Annotated in this window: 21 protein-coding genes; 12 read left to right on the top strand and 9 right to left on the bottom strand. The window is 57.8% G+C overall.

Annotated features, from left to right (window positions below; all coding sequences use genetic code 11):
- Positions 1-16 precede the first annotated feature (16 nt).
- From rimK to M2422_RS07230, 10 genes are all read left to right on the top strand, one after another.
- On the top strand, positions 17-919 hold the full coding sequence (rimK, locus tag M2422_RS07275) for a 30S ribosomal protein S6--L-glutamate ligase (RefSeq protein ID WP_033145042.1): 903 nt from the start codon (positions 17-19) through the stop codon (positions 917-919).
- Positions 920-1,107: 188 nt separating this feature from the next.
- Positions 1,108-1,584, top strand: a complete 477-nt coding sequence (locus M2422_RS07270; RefSeq protein ID WP_014169308.1) for a YbjN domain-containing protein — start codon at positions 1,108-1,110, stop codon at positions 1,582-1,584.
- Positions 1,585-1,935: 351 nt separating this feature from the next.
- Positions 1,936-3,048: a spermidine/putrescine ABC transporter substrate-binding protein PotF gene (potF, locus tag M2422_RS07265; RefSeq protein WP_023335062.1), complete on the top strand. Its 1,113-nt coding sequence runs from the start codon at positions 1,936-1,938 to the stop codon at positions 3,046-3,048.
- Positions 3,049-3,191: 143 nt separating this feature from the next.
- Entirely contained in the window at positions 3,192-4,325 is a 1,134-nt protein-coding gene (potG, locus tag M2422_RS07260; RefSeq protein ID WP_024907855.1) for a putrescine ABC transporter ATP-binding subunit PotG, read from the top strand.
- A 10-nt stretch (positions 4,326-4,335) separates the two neighbouring features.
- Positions 4,336-5,289: a putrescine ABC transporter permease PotH gene (gene potH, locus M2422_RS07255; RefSeq protein ID WP_033145043.1), complete on the top strand. Its 954-nt coding sequence runs from the start codon at positions 4,336-4,338 to the stop codon at positions 5,287-5,289.
- On the top strand, positions 5,286-6,131 hold the full coding sequence (potI, locus tag M2422_RS07250) for a putrescine ABC transporter permease PotI (RefSeq protein ID WP_029739447.1): 846 nt from the start codon (positions 5,286-5,288) through the stop codon (positions 6,129-6,131). The genes potH and potI overlap by 4 nt, the downstream gene beginning before the upstream one ends.
- A 65-nt stretch (positions 6,132-6,196) precedes the next feature.
- Positions 6,197-6,670: a YbjO family protein gene (locus tag M2422_RS07245; RefSeq protein ID WP_023310935.1), complete on the top strand. Its 474-nt coding sequence runs from the start codon at positions 6,197-6,199 to the stop codon at positions 6,668-6,670.
- Between the two features lie 40 nt (positions 6,671-6,710).
- A complete protein-coding gene (gene rlmC / locus M2422_RS07240; protein WP_064672194.1) occupies positions 6,711-7,838 on the top strand; it encodes a 23S rRNA (uracil(747)-C(5))-methyltransferase RlmC in 1,128 nt (375 codons plus the stop codon).
- A gap of 72 nt (positions 7,839-7,910) precedes the next feature.
- Complete coding sequence (locus tag M2422_RS07235) at positions 7,911-8,618, top strand: response regulator transcription factor (protein ID WP_259140309.1); 708 nt, start codon at positions 7,911-7,913, stop codon at positions 8,616-8,618.
- Positions 8,602-10,071 (top strand): ATP-binding protein, encoded by a 1,470-nt coding sequence (locus M2422_RS07230; protein ID WP_039261494.1) that lies wholly within the window; start codon positions 8,602-8,604, stop codon positions 10,069-10,071. Before M2422_RS07235 ends, M2422_RS07230 begins: the two co-directional genes overlap by 17 nt.
- An 80-nt stretch (positions 10,072-10,151) precedes the next feature.
- Here the strand turns inward: M2422_RS07230 and artJ are convergent, their stop codons facing one another.
- The 6 genes from artJ to M2422_RS07200 all read right to left on the bottom strand — a co-directional run bounded on the left by artJ (position 10,152) and on the right by M2422_RS07200 (position 14,694).
- A complete protein-coding gene (artJ, locus tag M2422_RS07225) occupies positions 10,152-10,883 on the bottom strand; it encodes an arginine ABC transporter substrate-binding protein ArtJ (RefSeq protein WP_064672195.1) in 732 nt (243 codons plus the stop codon).
- Positions 10,884-11,078: 195 nt separating this feature from the next.
- Positions 11,079-11,747 carry an arginine ABC transporter permease ArtM gene (artM, locus tag M2422_RS07220; RefSeq protein WP_033145048.1) on the bottom strand — a complete coding sequence of 223 codons (669 nt, stop codon included), beginning with the start codon at positions 11,745-11,747 and terminating at the stop codon, positions 11,079-11,081.
- Positions 11,747-12,463, bottom strand: a complete 717-nt coding sequence (gene artQ / locus M2422_RS07215) for an arginine ABC transporter permease ArtQ (RefSeq protein WP_023310941.1) — start codon at positions 12,461-12,463, stop codon at positions 11,747-11,749. Before artQ ends, artM begins: the two co-directional genes overlap by 1 nt.
- A 6-nt stretch (positions 12,464-12,469) precedes the next feature.
- Positions 12,470-13,201 (bottom strand): arginine ABC transporter substrate-binding protein ArtI, encoded by a 732-nt coding sequence (gene artI, locus M2422_RS07210; protein ID WP_064672196.1) that lies wholly within the window; start codon positions 13,199-13,201, stop codon positions 12,470-12,472.
- A gap of 19 nt (positions 13,202-13,220) precedes the next feature.
- Entirely contained in the window at positions 13,221-13,949 is a 729-nt protein-coding gene (gene artP / locus M2422_RS07205) for an arginine ABC transporter ATP-binding protein ArtP (protein WP_047061479.1), read from the bottom strand.
- 226 nt (positions 13,950-14,175) lie between these two features.
- Positions 14,176-14,694 carry a lipoprotein gene (locus M2422_RS07200; protein WP_045403666.1) on the bottom strand — a complete coding sequence of 173 codons (519 nt, stop codon included), beginning with the start codon at positions 14,692-14,694 and terminating at the stop codon, positions 14,176-14,178.
- Positions 14,695-14,791: 97 nt separating this feature from the next.
- Here M2422_RS07200 and M2422_RS07195 point away from each other — a divergent pair, with 97 nt between their 5' ends.
- Together M2422_RS07195 and M2422_RS07190 are read left to right on the top strand one after the other, a co-directional pair.
- Positions 14,792-15,115 carry a heavy metal-binding domain-containing protein gene (locus M2422_RS07195; RefSeq protein ID WP_023310944.1) on the top strand — a complete coding sequence of 108 codons (324 nt, stop codon included), beginning with the start codon at positions 14,792-14,794 and terminating at the stop codon, positions 15,113-15,115.
- A complete protein-coding gene (locus tag M2422_RS07190; protein ID WP_047061480.1) occupies positions 15,112-15,942 on the top strand; it encodes an N-acetylmuramoyl-L-alanine amidase in 831 nt (276 codons plus the stop codon). The genes M2422_RS07195 and M2422_RS07190 overlap by 4 nt, the downstream gene beginning before the upstream one ends.
- A gap of 31 nt (positions 15,943-15,973) precedes the next feature.
- Here M2422_RS07190 and M2422_RS07185 read toward each other — a convergent pair whose 3' ends face one another.
- The 3 genes from M2422_RS07185 to ltaE all read right to left on the bottom strand — a co-directional run bounded on the left by M2422_RS07185 (position 15,974) and on the right by ltaE (position 19,528).
- Positions 15,974-16,987 carry an NAD(P)-dependent oxidoreductase gene (locus tag M2422_RS07185; RefSeq protein WP_033146514.1) on the bottom strand — a complete coding sequence of 338 codons (1,014 nt, stop codon included), beginning with the start codon at positions 16,985-16,987 and terminating at the stop codon, positions 15,974-15,976.
- Between the two features lie 92 nt (positions 16,988-17,079).
- Entirely contained in the window at positions 17,080-18,516 is a 1,437-nt protein-coding gene (locus M2422_RS07180) for an SDR family oxidoreductase (RefSeq protein ID WP_064672197.1), read from the bottom strand.
- A 10-nt stretch (positions 18,517-18,526) separates the two neighbouring features.
- Positions 18,527-19,528, bottom strand: a complete 1,002-nt coding sequence (gene ltaE, locus M2422_RS07175; RefSeq protein ID WP_064672198.1) for a low-specificity L-threonine aldolase — start codon at positions 19,526-19,528, stop codon at positions 18,527-18,529.
- Positions 19,529-19,531 lie beyond the last annotated feature (3 nt).

Here is a 19,531-nt window from a genome sequence, read left to right as displayed (position 1 = left end):
TTCAGAGAGGTGCAGGGTGAAAATTGCCATATTGTCCCGGGATGGAACGCTCTATTCATGTAAGCGCCTGCGAGACGCGGCGGCGAAACGCGGGCATCAGGTTGAGATCCTCGACCCGATGTCCTGCTATATGAACATTGACCCGGCCGCCTCGTCGATTCACTACAAAGGCCGCAAGCTGCCGCACTTTGATGCGGTGATCCCGCGCATCGGCTCCCAGATCACCTATTACGGCACCGCCGCGTTGCGCCAGTTTGAGATGCTGGGCAGCTATCCGCTCAACGAATCCGTCGCCATTTCGCGCGCCCGCGACAAGCTGCGCTCGCTGCAGCTCCTCGCCCGCCAGGGGATCGATCTTCCGGTCACGGGTATTGCCCATTCACCGGATGACACCAGCGATCTTATCGATATGGTGGGCGGCGCGCCTTTGGTGATTAAGCTGGTGGAAGGCACGCAGGGCATTGGCGTGGTGCTGGCGGAAACGCGTCAGGCGGCGGAGAGCGTGATTGATGCCTTTCGGGGTCTCAATGCCCACATTCTGGTGCAGGAGTACATCGAAGAGGCGAAAGGGCGCGACATCCGCTGCTTCGTGGTCGGCAATGAGGTGGTGGCAGCTATTGAGCGCCAGGCGAAAGAGGGCGATTTCCGCTCTAACCTTCACCGCGGCGGCGTGGCGCGGGTAGCCGATATTAGCGATCGCGAACGGGAAATTGCCGTCAAAGCGGCGCAAACCCTGGGGCTGGACGTGGCGGGCGTAGACCTTCTGCGGGCGACGCGCGGGCCGCTGGTCATGGAGGTGAACGCTTCGCCGGGGCTGGAAGGCGTAGAAAAAACCACAGGTGTCGATATTGCAGGTAAAATGATCGCATGGATCGAGCGTCATGCCACGCCAGGCTACTGTCTGAAAACGGGCGGTTAAATGGTATTGAACGCACTTTTTGCGTAATCTATACCCTAAATAATTCGAGTTGCAGGAAGGCGGCAAGGGAGTGAATCCCCTGGAGCTTACATTAGTAAGTGACTGGGGTGAACGAGCGCAGCCAACGCACATGCAACTTGAAGTATGACGGGTATATGCGAAGTTTTTAATTAAGAGGCTGCACAGCGATGGATTTACAGGTCGTACCTACACTGGATACGTTACGTCAATGGCTTGATGATGCCGGAATTACATTCTTCGAATGCGATTCCTGCCAGGCGCTGCATCTGCCTCATATGCAGAATTTCGACGGCATTTTCGATGCCAAAATCGATCTCATTAACGACGTGATCCTTTTCTCCGCGCTGGCCGAAGTGAAGCCCTCCGCGCTGCTGGCGCTGGCCTCCGACCTGTCAGCGATCAACGCCAGTTCTTTGACGGTGAAAGCATTTCTCGACATACAGGATGATAATCTGCCAAAACTGGTCGTTTGCCAGTCTTTATTCTCCGGTGCCGGGCTGTCGTTCAAGCAGTTCTCCTGGTTTATGCGCTTGAGCGAAGAGCAAATTTCCATGGTCATGATGGAAGCCAATGCACACCATCTGCTGTATAGCGCGGAAGATGATGCAGAGAATAATGATGCATCTCCCAATTTTCTTCACTAAGCCTGTCTGACTTTTGCGCAGTCGCTGCCATAGCGGCTGCAGAAGGCCATTTTTTCTGCTGCTTTTAACCTTTCTTTAAAGAGTTTTTCACCTCCCTGAAGGCCGTTTCGGCTTATCACGTAGACATAACCTGCATAAAAAATTGATAAAAGGCGTTTTTTCGTCTGGGCTATAGCCGGAGACACGGGCTACAGTTATTCTTGCGATGCTTAAAAAAGCGAGCGGAAGCTGCCGGGTAAAGAGGTTTCTTTTTATTTTGGGCAGAGCGACAAACTATGCATGATTATTGCATATCTTCAGATTGCACAGTTTTAGTTCGTTTGTTAACGAGCTTTCAGAAGGAATAAAGATATGATCGCCTTGAATAAAAAATGGTTATCGGGTCTGGTTGCGGGTGCTCTGATGGCCGTCTCTGCCGGCACGCTCGCTGCGGAACAAAAAACGCTGCACGTTTACAACTGGTCTGACTATATCGCGCCGGACACGGTGGCGAATTTTGAAAAAGAGACCGGCATTAAAGTGGTCTACGACGTATTCGATTCCAACGAAGTGCTGGAAGGAAAGCTGATGGCGGGCAGCACCGGGTTTGATCTCGTGGTGCCTTCCGCAAGCTTCCTCGAGCGCCAGCTGACGGCAGGCGTCTTCCAGCCGCTGGACAAGAGCAAGTTACCGAACTGGAAAAACCTCGATCCGGAAGTGCTGAAGCTGGTGGCGAAGCATGACCCGGACAACAAATACGCCATGCCTTACCTGTGGGCGACCACCGGTATTGGCTACAACGTGGATAAAGTCAAAGCGGTGCTGGGCCCGGACGTCAAGCTGGACAGCTGGGACGTGGTGCTGAAGCCGGAAAACCTTGAGAAGCTGAAAAGCTGCGGCGTCTCCTTCCTCGATGCGCCGGAAGAGATTTTCGCCACCGTGCTGAACTACCTGGGCAAAGACCCGAACAGCAGTAAAGCCGATGATTACACCGGCCCGGCGACCGATCTGCTGCTGAAGCTGCGTCCAAACATTCGTTACTTCCACTCGTCTCAGTACATTAACGACCTGGCGAACGGCGACATCTGCGTCGCGATCGGCTGGGCAGGGGACGTGTGGCAGGCGGCTAACCGCGCGAAAGAGGCGAAAAACGGCGTGAACGTCTCTTACTTCATTCCGAAAGAGGGGGCGCTGGCCTTCTTTGACGTCTTCGCGATGCCGGCTGATGCGAAAAACAAAGACGAAGCCTATCAGTTCCTCAACTACCTGATGCGTCCTGAGGTGATCGCCCACATCAGCGACCACGTATACTACGCGAACGGTAACAAGGCCTCCGTGCCGCTGGTAAGCGAAGAAATCCGTAACAACCCGGCTATCTATCCGCCAGCGGATGTGTTCGCCAAGCTCTTCACCCTGAAAGTGCAGGATCCAAAAATTGACCGCGTGCGTACCCGCGCGTGGACCAAGGTGAAAAGCGGTAAATAACGGCGTTGGGTATTGTTGCCCGGTGGCGCTGTCGCCTACCGGGCCTGTACAACCCGTAGGCCGGGCAAGCGTTAGCGCCGCCCGGCGATGCGCACCCTGACGGTGCGTTTGCACCAGTACTGATCTATGCCGGAGAACACCCCGTGAATGACGCGATCCCCCGCCCGCAGGCGAAAGTCCGTAAAGCGCTGACCCCGCTTCTTGAAATTCGTAACCTCACCAAATCTTTCGATGGCCAGCATGCCGTGGACGACGTCAGCCTGACTATCTATAAAGGCGAAATTTTTGCCCTCCTGGGAGCTTCTGGCTGCGGAAAATCGACCCTGCTGCGTATGCTGGCCGGTTTTGAACAGCCCACCGCCGGGCAAATCATGCTTGATGGCGTGGATCTCTCCAGCGTGCCGCCGTATCAGCGCCCGATTAACATGATGTTCCAGTCCTACGCGCTGTTCCCGCACATGACGGTGGAGCAGAACATCGCCTTTGGCCTGAAGCAGGACAAGCTGCCGAAGGCCGAAATTACCGCGCGCGTGGCCGAGATGCTGAGCCTGGTGCACATGCAGGAGTTCGCGAAGCGTAAGCCGCACCAGCTCTCCGGCGGCCAGCGCCAGCGCGTGGCCCTGGCCCGCAGTCTGGCAAAACGCCCGAAATTATTGTTGCTCGATGAGCCGATGGGCGCGCTGGATAAAAAACTGCGCGACCGTATGCAGCTCGAAGTGGTGGATATCCTCGAGCGCGTGGGGGTGACCTGCGTGATGGTGACCCACGACCAGGAAGAAGCGATGACCATGGCCGGACGCATCGCGATCATGAACCGCGGGAAGTTCGTGCAGATTGGCGAGCCGGAAGAGATTTATGAGCACCCGACCACCCGCTACAGCGCGGAGTTTATCGGCTCGGTCAACGTCTTCGAAGGGCTGCTGAAAGATCGTCAGGAGGATGGCCTGGTCATCGAATCGCCGGGGCTGCAGCATCCGCTTAAGGTCGATCCGGATAACTCCGTGGTGGATAACGTGCCGGTCTACGTCGCGCTGCGTCCGGAGAAGATCATGCTCTGTGAGGATCCGCCTGCCGATGGCTATAACTTTGCCGTGGGCGAAGTGGTGCACATTGCCTATCTGGGCGACCTGTCTATCTACCACGTGCGGCTGAAAAGCGGGCAGATGCTCAGCGCGCAGCTACAGAACGAACATCGCTACCGCAAGGGGCAGCCAACATGGGGTGACGAAGTGCGCCTGTGCTGGGATGCTGACAGTTGCGTCGTACTGACGGTATAAGGAGCGGCAAATGAGTGCACTTGAACCTCCAGCTCGCGCAGAAAAGCCGGGCGGTTTTGCCCAGTGGCTGACGCGCTTGCAGATGAACCACGGCCGCAAGCTGGTGATCGCCATGCCGTACGTGTGGCTGATCCTGCTGTTCCTGCTGCCGTTTCTGATTGTTTTCAAGATAAGCCTGGCGGAAATGGCGCGGGCGATCCCGCCCTATACCAACCTGCTGGACTGGGCCGACGGGCAGCTGACGCTGACGCTTAATCTCGGCAACTTCCTGCAGCTCACCGACGATCCGCTCTATTTCGAAGCGTATCTGCAGTCGCTGCAGGTGGCGGCGATTTCGACGCTCTGCTGTCTGGTGATGGGCTACCCGCTGGCGTGGGCGGTGGCGCACAGCAAGCCGTCGACGCGTAACATCCTGCTGCTGCTGGTGATCCTGCCGTCGTGGACCTCGTTCCTGATCCGCGTTTACGCCTGGATGGGGATCCTGAAAAACAACGGCGTGCTGAATAACTTTCTCATGTGGCTCGGGGTTATCGATCAGCCGCTGACGATCCTGCACACCAACCTCGCGGTCTATATCGGCATTGTGTACGCCTATCTGCCGTTTATGGTTCTGCCGATCTACACGGCCCTGACGCGCATTGATTACTCGCTGGTGGAAGCGTCGCTCGATCTTGGCGCCCGTCCGTTAAAAACCTTCTTCAGCGTGATTGTCCCGCTGACCAAAGGCGGCATTATCGCCGGGTCAATGCTGGTCTTTATCCCGGCAGTGGGGGAGTTTGTGATCCCGGAACTGCTCGGAGGCCCGGACAGCATCATGATTGGCCGCGTGCTGTGGCAGGAGTTCTTCAATAACCGCGACTGGCCGGTGGCCTCGGCGGTAGCGATTGTCATGCTCCTGCTGCTGATCGTGCCGATCATGTGGTTCCACAAGCATCAGCAGAAACAGATGGGAGATCACGGATGAACAATTTACCGGTAGTGCGCTCTCCGTGGCGAATTGCGATTCTCGTTATCGGCTTTACCTTCCTGTATGCGCCGATGCTGATGCTGGTGATCTACTCCTTCAACAGCTCCAAGCTGGTGACGGTCTGGGCGGGCTGGTCGACGCGCTGGTACAGCGAGCTGTTCCACGACGATGCGATGATGAGCGCGGTGGGGCTGAGCCTGACCATTGCTGCCCTTGCGGCGACAATGGCGTCGGTGCTGGGCACGATCGCCGCGCTGGTGATGGTGCGCTTCGGGCGTTTTCGCGGCTCAAACGGGTTCGCCTTTATGATCACCGCGCCGCTGGTCATGCCGGACGTGATCACCGGTCTCGCGCTGCTGCTGCTGTTCGTGGCCCTGGCGCACGCCATCGGCTGGCCGGCGGATCGCGGCATGCTCACCATCTGGCTGGCGCACGTCACCTTCTGTACGGCCTACGTGGCGGTTGTGATCTCCTCGCGCATGCGCGAGCTGGATCGCTCCATTGAAGAGGCGGCGATGGATCTTGGCGCGACGCCGCTGAAGGTCTTTTTCATCATTACCCTGCCGATGATTATGCCGGCGGTGATCTCCGGCTGGCTGCTGGCGTTTACGCTGTCGCTGGACGATCTGGTTATCGCCAGCTTTGTCTCCGGACCGGGCGCGACGACGCTGCCGATGCTGGTCTTCTCCAGCGTGCGCATGGGGGTCAACCCGGAGATCAACGCCCTGGCCTCTATCATCCTCGGCGTGGTCGGAATTGTCGGATTTATCGCCTGGTATTTGATGGCGCGCGCGGAAAAACAGCGCGTGCGCGATATCCAGCGTGCAAGACGCGGCTGAAGGATTTAAAATTTCCAGTGAAGTGCCGCGCATGACGCGGCACTGTTTTTCAGGGAAGTAAAACATTGGGATTATTAAAAAAATCACGTACTACGCACGCGCGTCCTAACGTACCTGCACTGGTTCAGGTGGCGGCGCTCGCCATTATTATGATCCGCTGCCTGGACGTGCTGATGATTCTGAACACCCTGGGCGTGCGCGGCATCGGTGAATTCATTCACCGCAGCGTGCAGACGTGGAATCTGACGCTGGTCTTTTTGAGCAGCCTGGTGCTGGTGTTTATCGAGATCTACTGCGCGTTTTCGCTGGTCAAAGGGCGCAACTGGGCGCGCTGGGTCTATCTGCTGACGCAAATTACCGCCGCCAGCTATCTGTGGGCCGCCTCGCTGGGATACGGTTACCCGGAGCTGTTCAGCATTGCCGGGGAATCCAAACGCGAGATCCTGCGCGCGCTGTTTATGCAAAAACTTCCGGATATGCTGGTGCTCTGTCTACTCTTCGTTCCGGCCTCAAGCCGGCGGTTCTTCCGCCTGCAATAATGTGTATAATCGCAGCCCTCGTGATTCTTAAGGTTTTCATATGCAGTGCGCACTCTATGACGCCGGACGCTGCCGCTCCTGTCAGTGGATAGAACAGCCGGTCTCTCAACAACTCACCGCCAAAATGGCCGACCTGCAACAGCTGCTAGCAGCACAAGCGGTGGGCGAGTGGTGCGCACCCGTCAGTGGCCCGGAGCTGGGCTTTCGTAATAAGGCCAAAATGGTGGTCAGCGGCAGCGTTGAAAAACCGCTGCTGGGAATGCTGCACCGCGACGGCACACCGGAAGACCTGACCGGCTGCCCGCTGTATCCCGCCTCGTTTGAACCCGTCTTTGCCGCGCTGAAACCGTTTATCGCGCGTGCAGGGTTAACGCCTTACAGCGTCGCCCGCAGGCGCGGCGAGCTGAAGTACCTTCTGCTGACGGAAAGCCAACTCGACGGCGGCATGATGCTGCGCTTCGTGCTGCGCTCGGAAGCCAAGCTGGAGCAGCTGCGCGCGGCGCTGCCGTGGCTGCAGGAACAGCTGCCGCAGCTGAAGGTCATTACCGCAAATATTCAGCCGGTGCATATGGCGATCATGGAAGGGGAGAAAGAGATATTCTTCACCGACCAGCACGCGCTGGCCGAAAGCTTCAACGGCGTGCCGCTGTGGATCCGCCCGCAAAGCTTCTTCCAGACCAACCCGACCGTGGCAAGCAGCCTGTACGCCACCGCCCGCGACTGGGTTCGTGCGTTAAACGTCCATCATATGTGGGATCTCTTCTGCGGCGTGGGCGGCTTTGGCCTGCACTGCGCCACGCCAGAGATGCAGCTCACCGGCATTGAGATCTCTGCCGAAGCGATTGCCTGCGCGAAACAGTCCGCCGCCGGGCTGGGGTTAACGAATCTGCACTTCCAGGCGCTGGATTCCACGCAGTTTGCGACCGGCCAGGGCAACGTGCCGGAGCTGGTGCTGGTCAACCCGCCGCGCCGCGGCATCGGCAAGGCGCTGTGCGACTACCTGAGCCAGATGGCACCCGAGTACATCGTCTATTCCAGCTGTAACGCCCAGACCATGGCGAAAGACATCGCCAGCCTGCCGGGCTACCGCATTGAACGCGTTCAGCTTTTCGATATGTTCCCGCATACCGCGCATTACGAAGTGCTGACGTTGCTCGTGAAATCTTAAACAAAATGTGAACTCTTCCCCCGCTCGAAATCAGGTAAGCTTACTTCATAAGAGATGAATAAAGGCTTACCCATGAAGCAGATCCTGCTGGTGGAAGACGACCACGATATCGCGGCGCTTCTGCGACTCAATTTAGAAGACGAAGGCTACGCCATCACCCACGAGCCCGACGGGGGCAAGGCCTTACTGCGTCTTGAAAAACAGCCGTGGGATGCGGTGATCCTCGACCTGATGCTGCCCAGCGTTGACGGTCTGGAGATTTGCCGCCGCATCCGTCAGATGACGCGCTACCTGCCGGTGATCATCATCAGCGCCCGCAGCAGCGAGACCGACCGCATTACCGGGCTGGAAACCGGCGCCGATGATTATCTGGCGAAGCCATTCTCGGTGCAGGAACTCATTGCGCGCATCAAAGCGCTGTTCCGCCGCCAGCAGGCGATGGGGCAGGCGCAAACCGACGGTCAAATTCAGGCCCACGGTCTGACCATCGATCCGCTGGCGCGCAGCGTGCTGCTTCACGGCCAGGTGGTGGATCTCACCCCGCGCGAATTCGAGCTGCTGTACTTCTTTGCCCGTCATCCTGGCGAGGTCTTTTCGCGTCTGGCGCTGCTGGAGCAGGTCTGGGGCTATCAGCACGAAGGCTATGAGCACACTGTTAACACCCATATCAACCGCCTGCGCATCAAGATTGAGAAGGACGTCGCCGAGCCGGAGATTATTCGCACCGTCTGGGGCAAGGGCTATAAATTTGCGGAGCCAAATCATGATGCGCCGCTTTAGCCTGGGCCAGCGACTGACGCTGCTGTTTATCCTGCTGATGATGCTCTGCGCCACCGTCGCCTGTGCGGTACAACTCTACACCAGTACGCAGTACGGCAACGCGATGGTGCAGCGGCTGTCGGGCGGGCTGGCACAGCAGATAGTCCTGCGTGAACCGATTCTGGACGCGCAGGGCAGGGTCGACCGAACGGCGCTCAAGCCGCTGTTCGATCGGCTGATGACCTTTAATCCGAGCGTTGAGCTGTACGTTGTCTCCCCGGACGGCGATATCTTGGCCGATGCCGCACCGCCGGGCCACATTCAGCGGCAAAAAATCGATCTGGCCCCGGTTCAGACCTTCCTGAGCGGTACCGCCATACCGGTTCTGGGCGACGATCCTCGCAGTCAAAATAAAAAGGTCTTTAGCGCCACGCCGCTGCGGCAGGACGGCGAGCTAAAAGGCTATCTGTACATTATTTTGCAGGGCGAAGAGTCAAACGCCCTGGCTGAAATGGCCTGGCATAAGGCGCTGTGGAGCACGGTACTGTGGTCATTGCTGTGGGTCGCGCTGTTTGGCCTGCTGGCAGGTTTACTGGTCTGGTACTGGGTCACGCGCCCGGTAAAACAGCTGACGGTGGAGGTCGCCGGGCTGGAGCAGGACAGCATCAGCGCTATCAGACAGCTGGCGGCGCAGCCGTTGGACGCGGCGGCCAGGGATGAAGTGGCGATCCTGCGCAACAGCTTTATCGAGCTGGCACGCAAAATCACCCGCCAGTGGGACCAGCTGGCCGACAGCGATCGCCAGCGCCGGGAGTTTATCGCCAACATTTCGCACGATCTCCGTACGCCGCTGACCTCGCTGCTGGGCTATCTGGAAACCCTGTCGCTAAAATCCGCCACGCTGACGCCGCAGGAGCACCAGCAGTATCTCGCCACCGCGCTGCGTCAGGGGCAAAAAGTCCGTCATCTATCGCAGCAGCTGTTCGAGCTGGCGCGCCTTGAGCACGGCGGCATTAAGCCGCAGCGCGAGCGTTTCGCGATGGGGGAGTTGATTTCCGACGTGGCGCAGAAGTTTGAGCTCACCGCCCGCACGCGCGAAGTGAATCTGCATATTGACGTGCCGGGACCGCTGCCGCTGATTAACGCCGACGTGTCGATGATCGAACGCGTGGTGACCAACCTGCTCGATAACGCGATGCGCCATACGCCATCTGGCGGGGAAATTCGTCTGGCGGTCTGGCAGGAGAATGAACGGCTTCAGGTCGAAGTGGCTGACAGCGGAACGGGCGTAGATGCCTCGCTGCGCGACGATCTGTTCCAGCGGCCATCGGCGTTGAACACCCAGGCATCGCGGGAGAATCGCGGCGGACTGGGGCTGTTAATCGTGAAACGTATGCTGGAGCTGCACGGCGGTGGGATCAGGCTGATGGAGTCGGTGAGCGGGGCGCGGTTCAGGTTCTTTGTGCCGTTGTGAGAGAGTGCCGGGTGGCGGCTTCGCCTTACCCGGCCTACAGACTACCACCCCCGTAGGCCGGGCCACCCGGCAAAAAAATCTTACTGCGGGAACCACTGCTCGCTGATTTTCTGGTACGTACCGTCAGCTTTAATCGCTTTCAGCGCGCCGTTCAGTTTTTCCAGCAGGGCCTTGTTATCCGGACGTACCGCGATGCCCAGACCCGTGCCGAAGTACTGCGGATCGGTCACTTTCTCGGTTGCGGTGCCCAGCTGCGGATTGGTTTTCAGCCATTCGTTCACCACGGCGGTATCGCCGAACACGCCGTCGATGCGGCCATTTTTCAGGTCGATAATCGCGTTCTGGTAGCTGTCATAAGCCACGGTTTTCACTTCAGGATGTTTGTCCTGGAGGTATTTCTGGTGCGTGGTGCCGTTTTCCATGCCGATGCGTTTGCCTTTCAGCTGATCGAAAGAGGTATAGGCACCTTTCTTCGCAATCACGACCGCCGAGTTGGCGTAGTACGGGTCGGTAAACGCAACCTGCTTGCTGCGCTCAGGCGTGATGTCCATCCCGGAGATCACCGCGTCGTATTTTTTGAATTTCAGCGACGGGATCAGGCTGTCGAAGGCATGGTTGGTAAAGGTGCAGTCGGCCTGCATTTGTTTGCACAGCGCTTTCGCCAGGTCAATGTCGAAACCCACGATCTGGTTGCTGGCATCCAGCGATTCAAACGGCGGATAGGTGGCGGACACGCCAAAATTGATTTTATCAGCTGCGGATGCGCCAGTGGCGAAGGTAGCGAGTAATGCGGCCAGAACTAACTTTTTCATTGTAATACTCCCGTCTGTCTTATTTATGCGCCGTGTCTGCGGCATGGATGTACAATGCCATTTAATGAATTTATATGCAATAAAAATGATTAAATATTATTTGCGTGGCAAAAAAAAGCGGATAACCAAAAAGTTACCCGCATTGATTAATCACATTTATGCACTTCTTGCCGGGTGGCGCTGCGCTTACCCGGCCTACGATCTGCGCTCAAACGCCAGCGCTTTACGTTCGATCAGGCGCATCATCAGCGTCAACAGGCCGTTAACCACCAGGTAAACCACGCCTGCCGCGCCGAACACCATCACGTCATAGGTGCGCCCGTACAGCAGCTGTCCGTGACCCATCACCTCCATCAGGGTGATGGTGTAGGCCAGAGAGGTACTCTTGAACACCAGCACCACTTCGTTGGAGTAAGAGGAGAGCGCGCGCTTAAAGGCGTACGGCAGCAGGATCGCCAGCGTGTCCTTCTTGCTCATGCCCAGCGCTCCGCAGGACTGCCATTGTCCTTCCGGAATGGCGCGGATCGCCCCGTAGAACAGCTGGGTGGTATAGGCCGCACTGTTCAGCGAAAGGGCAATCAGGGCACACAGCCACGGTTCAGAAAGCAGATGCCAGATAACCGGATACTCCTGCAGCGACGGGAACTGGCCCGGGCCGTAGTAAATCAGGAAGATCTGCACCAGCAGCGGCGTACCGGTAAACAGGGTGATGTAGCCGCGCACAATCCACACCAGCACCGGCGTTTTCAGCGTCAGGATGATGGTGAAGATAAGGGCCAGGATCAGCGCCACGATAATGGACGCCACGGTCAGCGTCAGGCTGGTGTGCAGCCCTTTCATCAGCTCGGGGAAATATTCAAGCATCAGCCTGGTCTCCGTTCAAAGCGCGTCGCACGCAGGTCAATACGCTTGAGGATGTACTGACTGAGCAACGTGATCACCAGGTAGATAGCCGCCGCCACAATGTACCAGGTAAAAGGCTCCTGGGTACGGGTGGCGATGCTTTTGGTTTGCAGCATCAAATCGTTAACGCTGATCAGGCTCACCAGCGCGGTATCTTTCAGCAGCACCAGCCACTGGTTGCCGAGGCCCGGCAGGGCATGGCGCCACATCTGCGGCATGACCAGACGGAAGAAGATCGCTGACTTCGACAGGCCTAACGCCTGACCCGACTCCCACTGACCCTGCGGCACGGCTTTCAGCGCACCGCGCAGGGTTTGCGACGCGTACGCGGAGTAGAGCAGGGAGAGGGCAATCACGCCGCACAGGAACGGGCTGACGTCGAAGTTTTCAATCTGCATCTGCACCGGGATCTGCGCAAAGCCAAGATTGATCGTAAAACCGTCCGACAGCGTCAGCAGCAGCTGTGAGGAGCCGAAATAGATAAACAGGACCACCAGAATTTCCGGAAGCCCACGCAGCACGGTGACCAGCGCGGAGCCTGTCCAGGCGACGGGGAACCATTTCGCGGATTCCCACACCGCAAAGAACATCGCCAGCACGAGGCCGATAATCAGTGCGCAAACGGCAAGGCCGACGGTCATCCCGGCGGCGCTTGCTAAAGGAAAAATTTCATTCATCAGGAATTACTTCTGGAACCATTTTTTGTAGATGGTTTCGTAGGTGCCGTCTTTCTTCACTTTTTCCAGCGCAGCGTTGAATTTCTGCTGCAGCTCAGTGTTGCCCTGACGAACGGCAATCCCCAGACCGGTACCGAAGTAATCCTTATCGGTCACTTTGTCGCCCACTGGCGCCAGCTTATCGTTGGCTTTCAGCCACTCGGTCACGACCGCGGTATCACCAAATACGCCGTCGATACGGCCATTTTGCAGATCCAGCTTCGCGTTCTGGTAGCTGTCATACGGAACGGTAGTGATTTCCGGATGTTTATCCATGATGAATTTCTGGTGCGTGGTGCCGTTCTGCACGCCAACTTTTTTGCCTTTCAGCTGATCGACAGAGGTGTATTTACCTTTCTGACCAATGAACAGGGCGGAGTTGTCGTAGTAAGGCGTAGAGAACAGAACCTGCTTTTCACGCTCCGGGGTGATGTCCATACCGGCCATCACGGCGTCGATACGGCGGAACTTCAGGCTTGGGATCAGGCTGTCGAACGCCTGGTTGCTGAAGGTACAGGTCGCGTCGATCTCTTTACACAGGGCGTTAGCCAGGTCCACGTCGAAGCCAACAATTTTGTTGTTCGCATCGATGGACTCAAACGGAGGGTAAGAGGCTTCCGTGGCGAAACGAATGGTCTGAGCTGCGGTAGCGGAAAGGGTAACGCCAGCAAGCAGCACGGCAAGTAATACTTTTTTCATTATATTTCCCCTGACACAATCAATGAGATAAATAGTTTTTGAAGGCATCGGTTTGCGGGTTCGCGAAGCAGCTCGCATCACCTTGCTCAACGATATACCCGTTTTCCATGTAGACCACACGGCTGGCGGTTTTACGCGCCACTTCCACTTCGTGGGTGACGATAACCTGAGTAATATTGGTTTCCGCCAGCTCGCGAATGATGCTGACGATCTGGGCGGTGATTTCCGGGTCCAGCGCCGCGGTCGGTTCATCAAACAGCAGTACCGCAGGCTCCATCATCAGCGCGCGGGCAATGGCTACGCGCTGCTGCTGGCCACCGGAAAGGTGCAGCGGAAAGCGGTCGCTGTAAGGCTTAAGGCGCAGACGATCCAGCAGCTTTTCAGCGCGCGCGATCGCCTGATCCTTGCTTAACCCCAGCACGCGGCACGGCGCTTCAATCAGGTTTTGCAGGACGGTCAGATGCGGCCAGAGATTGTATTGCTGGAAGACCATGCCGACGTTTTGACGCAGTTCGCGAATCGCTTTATCAGACGGCGTTTTCGCGAAGTCAAAATGGTTACCGGCAATTGCCAGCGTACCTGAACGGGGCATCTCAAGCAGATTAAGGACACGCAGAAGGGAGCTTTTGCCTGCACCGCTTGGGCCAAGCAAAACCAGCGTTTCGCCTTCCGGGCAGTTCAGCGTGATGTCAAACAGCGCCTGGTGTGCGCCGTAGAAGCAGTTAATGCCGTTTAGTTTAATACTCATCGGGGCAGTCTTTACTCATCCAGGCAATCTATAGCAATTGAGGCCGCAGATAGTACCGTTGACAGAATAGTTATGCAATATTTATGCGTTAAAAGTTAAATATAACCCGTGTTTCCTCTTAAACATAGCACAAAATAGCGAACGGCCAGGTCGGCGAGTATAAATGTCGGCATTCCGCATGAAATGCCGCACATTTTACGGGGGTTACCGGGTTGTATCGGCGGGTTTAGCGATTTTCAATCGACTGGCGAAGCGTGCCTGCCGGGGCATGAACGCTGCCGCCAACGTAGCGCACGTCGTCTACCGCCCAGCACTGTCCTTCACGGATCATCAGCACTTCATCCTGCCAGGTTTGGGTTCCCTGCGTCAGCTTCACGCGCAGCGGAATATTACGGGCATCGGTATTTGGGATGGTTGACGCGCTGGCTACTTCGGCGCTGTCCGGCAGCGTGGTGCGGCTGGAGAACGGATCGGATTTCAGCAATGTGTTGTGCTGAGGATCGCGGGTGGCGTCGTTAAGCAGTTTTGCCAGACCGTCGCTCAGATACGGGCGCAGGCCGGTGAGATCGTTGCTGCGGTGCTGAATGCGATAATCATAGAACTGCTGCGCCACGGCGTCCGGGCCGCCCTCAATGCAGGGGCCGCTGCGGGTACCGATATCCTTAAAGGCTGGCGTGACCGTGGTGGTACAGGCGCTGAGCACCAGCGCGCAGGGCACCAAAAGTGTTAAAGCAGAATAGCGCATGTTGATTTCCTTATTTATTAACTATCCTTTCAATCATAGCGTAACGAACCGATAATGCTGTGCCTAAGGCATTGAACGCTAAAGAAGGAGAGAAACCATGCAGTTTTCAACAACGCCAACCCTGGAAGGGCAAACAATAACCGAGTATTGCGGTGTGGTTACCGGCGAAGCCATTCTCGGCGCCAATATCTTCCGCGACTTTTTTGCCGGTATCCGCGATATCGTTGGCGGCCGCTCGGGCGCATACGAAAAAGAGCTGCGCAAAGCGCGTGAAATCGCCTTTAAAGAGCTTGGCGAGCAGGCGGAAGCCCTCGGCGCTGATGCGGTTGTGGGGATTGATATCGACTACGAAACGGTCGGGAAAGATGCCAGCATGCTGATGGTGAGCGTAAGCGGTACGGCGGTGAAAACCCTCCGATGAAGCGTTCGCTTGCCACGCTCCTGCTGGCGCTGCTGCTGGCAGGGTGTGCCACGGAAAAAGGGATTATCGACAAAGGCGCCTACGAGCTGGACACGCGTCATCAGGCGCAGGCGGCTTACCCGCGTATAAAGGTGCTGGTGATCCACTACACCGCCGATGACTTTGACAGCTCGCTGGCCACGCTGACGGATAAGAACGTCAGTTCTCACTATTTGATCCCGGCTAAACCCCCGGCACCGGACGGTAAGCCCCGCATCTGGCAGCTGGTGCCTGAAAGCGAACTGGCCTGGCATGCGGGCATCAGCTTCTGGCGCGGCACCAACCGGATTAACGATACGTCTGTCGGCATTGAGCTGGAGAACCGCGGCTGGCAAAAAACGTCGGGCGTTAAGCATTTTACGCCGTTTGAGCCTGCGCAAATTGCGGCGCTGGTTCCGCTCGCCAAAGACATTATTGCCCGCTACAACATCAGACCTGAAAATGTGGTGGCCCATTCGGACATCGCCCCGCAGCGCAAAGACGATCCCGGCCCGCTGTTCCCGTGGCGTGAGCTGGCGCAGCAGGGGATTGGTGCATGGCCCGATGCCGGGCGCGTTGCGTTCTATATAAACGGGCGACCGCCTTATCAGCCGGTAGACACCGCAGCGCTGCTGGATTTACTCGCACGCTATGGTTATGAGGTGCCCGACAACAGCACGCCTGCCCAGCAGAAGCGCATCATCATGGTGTTCCAGATGCACTTCAGGCCGCAGCTGTGGAACGGCGTAGCTGATGTGGAAACGATGGCTATTGCAGAAGCGCTTTTAGAGAAATACGGGCAGGGGTAATCCTTCGGATATCCCTCTCCGTGAATTAAGGCTATCGGTGCAACTTCCCATGATCCCGCAGCCACGCCGCCGTAAGCGTAATCCCTTCATCCAGCGTCACGATCGGTTTGTACCCAAGCTCGTTCTCCGCCCGCGAAATATCCAGCGTGAAATCAAAGTTAAGCTTCGATACGCCGTAATGCGTCAGCGCAGGCTCTTTGGCCGATTTACTGCCAAAACGCTCCATGCTGCGGGCAATCATATCCAGCATTGGGTAAGGGACTGAACGGATGCGGCAGTCGATCTGCAGCTCGTCAATTAAGCGCTGCACAATGCTGCGCAGCGTGCAGGGTTCGCCGTTCGTGATGTTGTAGGCGCGACCGGAGATCAGCTTATCGCAGTCCGGCTGGCTTGCCAGCCACATGGCGTGAACGGCGTTTTCGTAATAGGTCATATCCACCAGCGCATCGCCGCCTCGCGGCAGCAGCACGCTGCCGTAGTGGTGCATCATCTGCGCCAGGCGCGGAATAAACACTTTGTCGTGCGGCCCGAACAGGCTCTGCGGACGTAAGACCGTAAAACGGGTGTGCGGGTTCGACTGTGCCAGCAGGTCAATCACCTCTTCGCTGGCCGCCTTGCTGCGGGCAAACTCGCAGGCAAAGCGAGCGGGACGGAAATCTTCCTGCACGTCACGATGGTGGTGATAGTCGAAATAGAGTGAAGGTGACGAGATATGAATAAAGTTACGCACGCCCCAGGCAACGGCCCATTCGCCCAGACGGCGGGTTGCCCGCACGTTGGCGAGATCGAAGGCTTCCTGGGTACCCCACGGGGAGGTGAAGCTGGAGCAGTGCCACAGCGTGTCGATACCGGCGAGCATCACTTTCGCCTGAGAGGAGACCAGCTCCGTCAGGTCAGCATGGACGAACTCCGCGCCCATTTTTTGCAGCAGTTTTCCCATCGCTTCGTTGCGACCGGTAGCCCTGACGCTGATGCCCTTGTTGCGCAGAAATTCGACCGCATTTCGGCCTAAGCCGCTGGTCGCCCCGGTAACCAGTACCTTCATATCAATCCACTGTGTTGAAAAGAATTTCGTGCGCATTCTTTCGTGAATTACGGCGCTATGCAATGGGAAAGGTGAAAGAAAGAGAGTTTTATTTAGATCTTTTCCGTCTTTTGTTCTGCCCGTTGCGCAATCCGCTTTGCCATCCCGCGGAAGATAAACAGGTGGGCGGGGATCATCAACAGCCAGTAGAACAGACCCGGCATTCCGTGCGGATGCCACCAGGCGCGGACGTCCAGTTCACGACAATCGCCTTTGTCTTTCAGGGTAAAGCAGAGTCGGCCCAGCCCCGGGGCTTTCATACCGAACAGCAGCGCCAGCTGTTTTTCCGGCTCGACGATGATGACCTTCCAGCTGTCGACCGCGTCGCCCACCTCAAGATACGGGCGTGCCGGACGGCCTTTTGCCAGCCTGTGCCCCACCAGCAGATCCATTGCTCCGCGCGTTTGCCAGAGGATATTACCGAAGAAATAACCGTCTTTGCCGCCAATCTGGTTCACCACCTCCCACAGCGCGGCCAGGCTGGCGTGGGTTTTCACCGTGCAGCCCGCCTGTTTCGGGTAATAGCCGTACTCCGGCCGCCAGCGGGCAAACGCCTGAGCGTCGTAACCCCAGTCGCTGGAGTTCACCAGCTGCTCTTCTTCTTTCAGCGTATTGCGCACGGCATCGTCAAAGCGGATCAGGTCCTGGGGAATGAGTGCCCGCAGTTCGCGATCGTCCGCCAGTAAATCATGTTTGAGCCCCTGGATCAGCGCTTTGGCGGTCGTCGGCGGCACGGAGGTGATCACATTCAAAAACCACACCGAAATCCAGCGGGTCGGGAAGGGAATGGGGATCAGCCAGCGGCGGCGGCCGCTGACGCGCATGAAATGTTCGAACTGCTCCTGATAGCTCAGCACTTCAGGGCCTGCCGCCTCGAGCACGCGGTGATGCTCCGCCGGGTGATTCAGCAGGGCCACCAGATAATGCAGTAAATTCTCCAGCGCAATCGGCGTGGTGCGCGAGCGTACCCAGCGCGGCGGCGTGAGTACGGGCAGGTTGTAGACCATATCGCGCATCACTTCGAAGGCGGCGGAGCCTGCGCCGACGATGATCCCGGCGCGCAGTTCGGTGACGGGGATATTCGCCCCGCGCAGGGTGTCAGCCGTCAGCTGGCGGGCGCGCAGGTGATCGGACTGCTCGTGTTCGGGCGCCTGGAGCGAGCTTAAAAAAATGACCTGCTTCACCGGGGTTTGCAGCAGGGCGTCGCGGACGTTCATCGCCACCTGACGCTCGTGGGCGATAAAATCCCCGCCTTCGCCCATGCTGTGAACCAGGTAGTAAAGCGTGTCGACCCCTTCCAGCAGGGCGGGAAGTTCCTTCGGCCAGTTGAGGTCAACGCTGTGGCAGGTAACGCCGGGCAAGCTGAGTTTTTGCAGGCGTTCAGTGTTGCGTGCCGCTGCCAGCACCTGGTGTCCCTGCTGGCTTAACGCCGCGGTGAGATGCTGACCGATGTACCCGCTGGCGCCGAGCACCAGAATTCGTTGCGGCACGTGATGCTCCTTATCGCTGTAAAAACGCCTGCCAGTGTTTCACCACGTCCGCCAGCTGTTCGCGGCTCACGTCGAGATGCATGACCAGACGCACGACGGGTGAGGCGTTGATCAGCACGCCACGTGATTTCATAAATTCACCCAGCGCGGCGGCGCGATCATCTCCCACGCGAACAAACAGCATGTTGGTGTCGTGACGCATCACGTCGGCACCAATTTCGCGCAGCTGCGTAGCCATCCACGCGGCGTTGTCGTGATCGTCCTTCAGGCGCGCCACGTTGTTTTTCAGGGCATACAGCCCGGCAGCCGCCAGAATACCCGCCTGACGCATGCCGCCGCCGGTCATTTTACGCCAGCGGTTGGCGCGCTTGATGTAGTCCGCGTTGCCCACCAGCAGAGAGCCCACCGGCGTGCCCAGCCCTTTAGAGAGGCAGATGGTGAACGAGTCGCAGTATTGCGCAATCTCTTTCAGCTCGCAGCCATACTCCACGACGGCGTTAAAGATGCGCGCGCCGTCAACGTGCAGGCCGAGCCGGCGCTCGCGGGTGAATTCCCACGCTGCTTTCAGGTATTCGCGCGGCAGCACTTTGCCGTTGTGGGTGTTTTCGAGGCTGAGCAGCCTGGTGCGGGCGAAGTGAATATCGTCAGCTTTGATTTTCGCCGCGACTTTATCGAGCGGCAGGGAGCCGTCCGGCGCGGCGTCAATCGGCTGCGGCTGAATGCTGCCGAGCACCGCCGCGCCGCCGGCTTCGTAGAGATAGTTATGCGCGCCCTGGCCGACGATATACTCTTCCCCGCGCTCGCAGTGGCTGAGCAGCGCGACCAGGTTAGCCTGCGTGCCGGTCGGCAGGAACAGCGCGGCCTCCTTGCCGCTCAGTTCAGCCGCATAGCGCTGCAGTTCGTTAACCGTTGGGTCATCGCCGTAGACGTCATCCCCGACCGGGGCGGCCATCATCTCTTCGAGCATGGCGCGGCTCGGGCGGGTTACGGTATCACTGCGTAAATCAATCATTTC

Origin of the sequence: Enterobacter sp. SLBN-59 (assembly GCF_024807915.1) — a bacterium.
In the GTDB taxonomy this organism is placed as follows: domain Bacteria; phylum Pseudomonadota; class Gammaproteobacteria; order Enterobacterales; family Enterobacteriaceae; genus Enterobacter; species Enterobacter asburiae_B.
This window is presented reverse-complemented; position numbering and strand designations above follow the sequence as displayed.